Genomic DNA, 7,153 nt, shown 5'->3' with positions numbered 1-7,153 from the left:
TGATGTCATGCTGAAATCTTAGTTTATGAACTACCTCTAGTCGTTGTTTGAGTGTGGCGTGAATATGGCAATCGCTTTTTTTAGTATGAGGAGTTCCTCCTCAAGCTGAGCATTGCGTTTTTGCAGGTCTTTGACCTGCTTGGCAGTAAGAATTTCGCCATCGTCAGTTTCAACGGTAGAGTATTGCTTAATCCAGCGGGTAAGGCTGGTAGGAGAGACTCCGTATTCCTTACAGAGAGCAGCTTGAGTCTTTCCACCATTTTGATAGAGGTTAACAAGAGTACGTTTGAACTCTTCGTCATACCTCACGGAACGGTTGCCTGTGGACATAATTAGATACCTCCTTTTGTGTCTAATTAATTGTAATAATGAGTTACTTATCGTGTCCACTTTTTTAATATAGATCCAAACTGACTCCAAGTTTAGTGAAGAGGATGGTCTTTTCTATAAAAATGTTACTAAAGAAGAGTTAAGCGATATATTTGATGTGCACTATTATGTTGAATATGATGCTAAGTTGGATCATACACCATTGTGGTGGGAAATTTTCCCTGCAGATTATGTAGATGATGGCATTTATCTAGTATTTGCAGAGGGATGTCTTCCTGACTGGGAGGCGTATGATAAAGGTGTATGCCGAAAACATGTAAAGTTAACAGATATTGAACATTGCAAAGTCTCTTATGTTTATAAGAAAAAAGATGGCAAAGTTGTAGATGTTGTGGAAGAAAGTGATGTAATATCTGTGGATGATATGCTTGGTGTACTCGCAAAGTATATGCCAGGAAATGGGGACTAACTGATGATAAAAATGGAGTTGTAGAAGATAGAGTCAGAATCTGTTTCCCTAACGGAATTCTTTCGGGATGGTCAGCGATTGACAAGAGCACATGCAAAAATATGTGGACATTAAGGATGTTACATCAGCTAGGGTGGAAAAAATAGTATACAAAGAAAACGGTGTTGTTGTTCGATACGCCGAAGATTATTTCTACCGTAATGACAGTTGATGAAATGCTTAAGCTTAGGGACAAATATAGTAAAGAAAACCTATGATGGAACATGATTATTTAAAGCAAATTTCATTATCTACTGATGGAGCCGGATTCGTTATTTATTCGCCTGAGTCCATAGTGTTTCCTGAAGGGGCAGATTTCTTTTCTCAAGAATTTGATACTCCACAGAAGGTAGCGGAACATATCAGAAAGGGCGATATTGTCGGGATTAATACTGGAAGCGCGGGGGAGTACAATATTGCCGTGAAATCTGGTTACCCTTCGGCAGAAATACTGGAACAGTATCCGGTGGCTATAAGACTTGCTTTGGTTGTCAAAGGTGGGAAAGTTGCAATTATAGATCTCCTTTGGCTAACGGAATGGAGTGATGAAGTTCCAGAAGAGCAATTAATAGATATTGCTGATGGAATATATCATGTAACTGTGATGACAAGGAAACCAGATTCAGGGATATGGGGAGATAATCAGGAAATATATATGTTTTTTAACTCTATAGATGAAATGCCTGAATTGAAGTGGACAGGGGTGCCATATCTTTTTTGATTTAACGTATGAAGCAGATTTTTTCGTTTACCAATAAAAATGAAATTTATAAGAAATGTATTTATGCTGCGATAGCACATGCGGTTATGGTTGGCAAATATGACTTGCTTTCCGAAGAAATATCATGGGATGGTGAGAATTATCTTTTCCAAAATATGTCCGGCGTCAGAGGTGTTATTTCATTTAATGATGGCATTTTTGCTTGTGGGATACAGAATCTTCATTCGAATTATTTGACATTAGAGAAAAGTGTCGATGAGTGTGATGATAGTATAAAACTATTATTTGAGAATGAGATTAATCCGTATCTTTTGTTGGAGGAAGGTAATAAAAAACAGGCTGCTATATCAGCTCTTTTTTGGGGAGACGAAAATAGAATATACTCATGCTGTGAAGAAGCGGAGTTTATGGAAAAAAGTGACAATGTCTTACTTCCATATCTTTATGAATTTGATGATTTGAAAAGATACTGGAGTGACTATTATGAATTAAACGGAGATCAGCGTGAGTTAATTGACAAACTTTTTGAAAGAAGGTTAGAAAACGAATCATTTAGTCTGGATATGGACGTAAAAGAAAAACTTTCAAATTGGTTTGGAGAAAAGCATGTACTTTGTTTAAAAGCTTTTAAAGAGTTGGGAATCATCTAATAAATGAAAAAAACGCTTAAAGAATGAAAAATAGTCTATTGGAGAATGAAGTGGGATTTACGCTAACTAAGCAATACACTGGTGAAATGTATTATGAACATTGTATTTAATTGCGATAAACGTGATGCCATGGTAATAGTCGATAAGAGCATTGTCGAGAACCTTACAGACGAGCAGGCATATTCGTTAGATATTCTTTTAGACAAAAAAGGCGAATCTGAGCTTGTGTTTGATTTTCCTGGAGAAGATTGGAATATCGTATGGGAAAGAGAAACTCGTGATTTAAGAAACTTCATTAATTCTGGAGCTATGATTGTCAATTGTCTGGATGAGACAGATGGGCTTTATTCTTTTAATGTGGTTGAAGAAGAGATTGATGCTTGTAGTTGCCTGGAAGTTAAAAGTGGAGAAGTAATCATAGTTAGTGCCAGTGAACTGATTCAAGTAGTGCTTTATCCAGAGTTGAAGATGGAGAAGAGTGGAGAGATGAATCTTGAAGCAGGCTGGTATGAAGTGAAAAAAGAAGGGAATGGTTTTTCTTTTCATAAAGCAGCTAATAAAAGACAGGATGTAAATAATATTATTTAAATTATTACATTGTTTTATAAGGACTATGAGACCTAATTATGTTGATTGCCAGTTATTCTGATAATGAATACTATTTTATTCATAATTCAAAGACCAATGCTTTGGTGACAGAAGACAAATCAAAGATAAACGATAGTTTTTTGACTAGAGGAAACATGTTTTGATGCAAACTGAAAAAACAATAAATATATCATGCAGTAAACATATTGATAAGCAAGAGATATACCATCTTTTTAAGAAGATTCTTTCATTTGTTGATTCACCCAAATTTAAAGCTAAACATTTTGCAAATGGTAGGTGCCACAAATACAATGAAAACAAATTTTCTAAAGCTTTTTATGAAGAGATGAGTGTAACAGATGATGATATTAGATTTACTTTGGAATGGCCTAATGGAAAAGCATCTATTATTTGCTATAAAGTCGATGTGGCTTATAGAATCCGAGTTTCCATTGATGAAAGTGCAGATGTAAGGATACAACAAGAACTAGAGAATTTTATTATCAAAAATGCAATAATGGCTGGCGAAGCAGATGTGCATGATATGGCAATTCAGAATCAAAGATATATTCATATGCTGGAATGGTTGGGAGAAAAACCTGATGATTATCCTAAATGTAAGGGGAATACTGAGGAATATGAAATAGATATATCAAAAAATCCTGGCTATTGGGTGGTGGCTAGAGGCATGGATTTTGCTGCTTTTTATCGGATGTGGTTTGGCAAAGATGCTTATAAATTATTTGATAAAGATGTGCTTAGGGAATTTCCTTGTTATGAGAATGTTATTTTAGATAATGATGTTACGAGGATAACTCTTTACCAAAATATTCTAGAATATAAGAAAAAAGAAAATCGAGATAAGCAATGGGAATTTCGTGAAAAAACACATCTTGATAAAATTGCTGCGCAAATAAAGAAAGACGAAGAAGATGAACGAAATCGATTATTAGATCCTTAATTAGATATTATTCAAGGCAATTTTGAACATGGCGGAGTTAGGCTGATTCGTAGATATCTAAAGGATGGAGAAAATGTGAAACGTTCTGAAGCTGGAAGTGTTGAAGAAGTTGAACTTGATGAAAATGGGAAAGCTGTTTATAGAACTATTAGTGAATTGTAAAATTTGAATTTGGGTAAGTATGCTCCTGTTTATGATGCTGAAAAAATATATGATGAATATTCAAACAGTAAAAAGCTAGTAGAAACTTAAGCGTATATATCAATTAAAATCAAACCTCCTGATATCGGGTGAAGCCACCTAATATCAGGAGTTTATTCTTATCACATATTCTTCATCCAGGCTGTTGCCAGTTCTGGCCAAAGTCCCACATCTTCTTTAAGTGTCAGATCAATGCCATTTCCCTGCTGCTCATTGCCGCCAAAGAACTGTTCTATAAGCTCTTGCCTTCTCTGCTCAGAGACGTTTACGCCCTTTCCTTCCTTAACTGCAAAGGCTGCGCGCATGGTCTGTTCCATGGTATAATCGCCGCCAGACCAGCCCTGGAAGTAGGCTTCATTGGCTACAGATAAACCGTGGAATCCACGAGGGAATACGTAGTGGGCAAATGGTATTTTCTTTTTTCTAAGAGCAGTGGCGAAAAGGTAGCTGTTCTCTACAGGAACCAGGTCATCCTCCTCTGTCTGCCAGATAAAGCATGGTGGAGTGTTGTCCTTAACGTGCTTTTCCAGTGAGAAGTAATCAAGTTCTTCAGCTGTAGGCTCTTTTCCCAGAAGAGTCTCAAAGGAGCCACCATGGGCTGACTCACCGGAAGTTATAACAGGATAAGAGAGGATTACGCCATCTGGTCTGTTGGAAACGCTGTTGTATTCTGGGTTTGAATCCTCAACATCATCAAAGTGCACAGCAAGACTTCCGCAAAGGTGGGCTCCAGCTGAGAAACCGGTAATGATGAGCTTATCAAAGCTGATGCCAAATCTGTCAGCGTTCTTTCTGATGTATCTGACTGCTCTTGAAATATCCTCAAGAGGCTGTCTTTTAAGCGGTACAGACATGGTGATATCTGTTGTATAGCTAAGTACGAACACGTTCATGCCGCGGTTATAGAATTCATCAGCAACCATCTCGCCCTCGTGAGGAACGCACATGCAATAGCCACCGCCTGGTGCAACCAGCATGCAGTCACGCTTCTCGTCGCCTTCGTGAAGGTAAGCAAAGATATTTGGGGTAAAACCATAGGCAGCAGCGTAGTTGTACTCGCCCTCTTCCCAGATATTTTCTCTAAAGCGTCTAATTGAAGGAAGCTCAAGACCTGTTAACTTGAAATCCTCGTCTGAATATGTTGGCGCCCACTTATCAATTTGGTCCTTGCTTACAACAGTCTTAAGCACCTCGTAGTAAGCCTTCTTAGCTTCACACTTGCCACTAAACAGCAGTGGATAACTGGTCTCTCTTCTAAAGCCTGTAAGCCAGCTATCTTCATCTCTGAGGTTCCAGAAGGTAACGCTGGTAATGTTGGCCTTTCCGCTCTTCTTTGCCTCGATATAAATCTCGAATAGTTCTTTGTACCTGGCTGCAAGGGCATCCATTGAGCTTTCTGAAGGATCAGCGTTGTGCATATCAAGCTCAGTTACATGTATCTTAAGCCCAAGCTCGCCGTACTTATAAACGGCGGTTTTAAGGTCTCCAAAGTCAGGATGATCCATAAGAAGGTGGGACTGCATGCCCATTCCATCTACGATTCCTTTATCCATGAGAGGTTTAAGGACCTTCTCGATAATGAAATCTCTTTTCCATGGCTCAGCAGATTCATAGTCGTTGTAAAAAAGATCTACTCCCGGAGCCGCATATTTTCTGGCAAACTCAAAGGCCTTAATAAAGAAATCCTCACCAACAGTCTTGTACCAGATGGACTTTCTAAAGTTGCCCTCATCCACGATTTCATTTACAACGTCCCAAGCGTAGATTATTCCTGGGTAGTTAGTCTGTACAAAATCAAGAACGCCGTGAATATAGCTTTCAAGGCGGGCAAGGAGAGTCTCTCTGTCTGCAAGAGGGAAGTTCTCATTGTAGCGCTCACAGAAGAACCACTTTGGGGTCTGGTTGTGCCAAACAAGGGTGTGTCCTCTCATGGCGATGCCGTTTTCCTTGGCAAATTCAAGGTAGGGAATCGCGTTTTCAAAGGTAAGGGCAGGACAGAGATTATATTTCTCAGGATCCGCCTTGTTAGCAGCTTTGTCCAGATAGTACATGGGCTTCATGTCATTCTCGCAGGTAAAGCTGTTGAACTGCTCCGTCAAGAGCTTGGTGTGGGCAGGTGTGTGCAGATTTACTCGTGAAATCGCAGCGCCAATTTTAAAGTAGGGTTCAAATGCAAGTTTAAGGTTCATGGCTCCTCCATAAAAAAATTCAAGTCATTTTTATAGAATTAATCTTACTAAAAACGACTTGAAATAAAATACCTAAAACTTGCTGAATTTCTATCGATTATTGGCTTTCTTCCTCATCCTCGCTTTTCAGCAGCAGATAATGGTTAATATGTGCCCCGATAAAGAATATGTAGATACAGAAATACACCCACAGCATCATGACGATAGGTGTGGCAAGATTTCCGTATAAAGAGCTGTATCTGGTGGTGCGGTTAACGTGAATAGCGAAGATCATGGAAAAGATATACCACACAACCGCAGAGAACAGGGCTCCCGGAAGCTGCTTAAAGTAAGAGAGCTTAATACTTGGAATGTAGGTGTAGATCACCGCGAACAATATGGTGGCACCGCCAATGATGATTATGAACTTAAAGTCCGCCATGTGCTCAAGGCCCTGGGAAAGGGAAGGCCAGGTTCTTGAAAGGAAGCTGTTAATGACATTTCCGAATACCATCATCAGCAGCATCAAAAGAACTATGGCAATCATAGCCAGTGTGTAGAGAACTGCGATAACCCTAAGGAACATGACAGGTCTTTTCTCATCCACCTCGTAAATACTGTTAAGACCGCGAATAATGGACAGCATGCCCACAGCTCCTGACCACAGGGAAAACAAAATGGTTATAGGCATGATGGATCCAGACTTGGAATAGGCCTCAGTCACAAGGCGCACCATGATTCCCTGGGCAAAGGGCGGAGTGATATCGTTAATGGCGTGCACCAGATCCCCCTCAGTGGCTGCGGTGTAGGGCAGACAGCTGGTAAGCAGGATCAGCAGCGGAATAATTGAGAGCATGATAAAGAAGCTGGTGCTACCAGCGCAGGTATCGATATTCTTTTTTTGCATCTTAAGTGCAAAATCTTTAGCTATTGAGCAAATTCTTTTAACCATTTCCATGTCTCTAATTATATATCAAATCTTTAGCTTCGTGGAATGGGAGGTTTTTACAAAAAAATAGATGGTTC

The 7,153-nt window shown here is 39.3% G+C and carries 7 protein-coding genes and 1 pseudogene; 5 read left to right on the top strand and 3 right to left on the bottom strand.

The window, feature by feature from the left end:
* Window positions 1–330 (bottom strand): annotated as a pseudogene (locus T541_RS0110840) (transposase); the annotation flags it as partial.
* Window positions 331–487: 157 nt separating this feature from the next.
* On the opposite strand from T541_RS0110840, the gene T541_RS0110835 reads away from it, so the two are divergent.
* The 5 genes from T541_RS0110835 (at window position 488) to T541_RS0110810 (ending at window position 3,758) form a co-directional block, all read left to right on the top strand.
* The gene (locus tag T541_RS0110835; RefSeq protein WP_026652757.1) at window positions 488–799 is read left to right on the top strand and encodes a hypothetical protein; all 312 of its coding nucleotides are present in this window, start codon (window positions 488–490) and stop codon (window positions 797–799) included.
* 253 nt (window positions 800–1,052) lie between these two features.
* Window positions 1,053–1,559 (top strand): hypothetical protein, encoded by a 507-nt coding sequence (locus T541_RS0110830; protein ID WP_026652756.1) that lies wholly within the window; start codon window positions 1,053–1,055, stop codon window positions 1,557–1,559.
* 8 nt (window positions 1,560–1,567) lie between these two features.
* Complete coding sequence (locus T541_RS0110825) at window positions 1,568–2,209, top strand: hypothetical protein (protein WP_026652755.1); 642 nt, start codon at window positions 1,568–1,570, stop codon at window positions 2,207–2,209.
* Window positions 2,210–2,302: 93 nt separating this feature from the next.
* Complete coding sequence (locus T541_RS0110820) at window positions 2,303–2,797, top strand: hypothetical protein (RefSeq protein ID WP_026652754.1); 495 nt, start codon at window positions 2,303–2,305, stop codon at window positions 2,795–2,797.
* Window positions 2,798–2,960: 163 nt separating this feature from the next.
* Window positions 2,961–3,758, top strand: a complete 798-nt coding sequence (locus T541_RS0110810) for a hypothetical protein (RefSeq protein ID WP_026652753.1) — start codon at window positions 2,961–2,963, stop codon at window positions 3,756–3,758.
* 323 nt (window positions 3,759–4,081) lie between these two features.
* Here T541_RS0110810 and T541_RS21130 read toward each other — a convergent pair whose 3' ends face one another.
* Together T541_RS21130 and T541_RS19395 are read right to left on the bottom strand one after the other, a co-directional pair.
* Window positions 4,082–6,148 carry an endo-1,4-beta-xylanase gene (locus T541_RS21130; RefSeq protein ID WP_081779938.1) on the bottom strand — a complete coding sequence of 689 codons (2,067 nt, stop codon included), beginning with the start codon at window positions 6,146–6,148 and terminating at the stop codon, window positions 4,082–4,084.
* 97 nt (window positions 6,149–6,245) lie between these two features.
* Entirely contained in the window at window positions 6,246–7,079 is an 834-nt protein-coding gene (locus T541_RS19395) for a YihY/virulence factor BrkB family protein (protein WP_051538204.1), read from the bottom strand.
* Window positions 7,080–7,153 lie beyond the last annotated feature (74 nt).

Source organism: Butyrivibrio proteoclasticus P6B7, from assembly GCF_000622085.1.
GTDB lineage: Bacteria > Bacillota > Clostridia > Lachnospirales > Lachnospiraceae > Butyrivibrio > Butyrivibrio proteoclasticus_A.
The sequence above is the reverse complement of the archived record's forward strand: the minus strand, read 5'-3'. Positions and strand labels throughout refer to the sequence as shown.

Bases quoted from the DNA above. Each gene is read 5' to 3' on its own strand.
- T541_RS19395 (WP_051538204.1), bottom strand. From the start codon at position 7,079: ATGGTTAAAAGAATTTGCTCAATAGCTAAAGATTTTGCACTTAAGATG.
- T541_RS0110825 (WP_026652755.1), top strand. From the start codon at position 1,568: ATGAAGCAGATTTTTTCGTTTACCAATAAAAATGAAATTTATAAGAAA.
- T541_RS0110820 (WP_026652754.1), top strand. From the start codon at position 2,303: ATGAACATTGTATTTAATTGCGATAAACGTGATGCCATGGTAATAGTC.
- T541_RS0110810 (WP_026652753.1), top strand. From the start codon at position 2,961: ATGCAAACTGAAAAAACAATAAATATATCATGCAGTAAACATATTGAT.
- T541_RS0110830 (WP_026652756.1), top strand. From the start codon at position 1,053: ATGATGGAACATGATTATTTAAAGCAAATTTCATTATCTACTGATGGA.
- T541_RS21130 (WP_081779938.1), bottom strand. From the start codon at position 6,148: ATGAACCTTAAACTTGCATTTGAACCCTACTTTAAAATTGGCGCTGCG.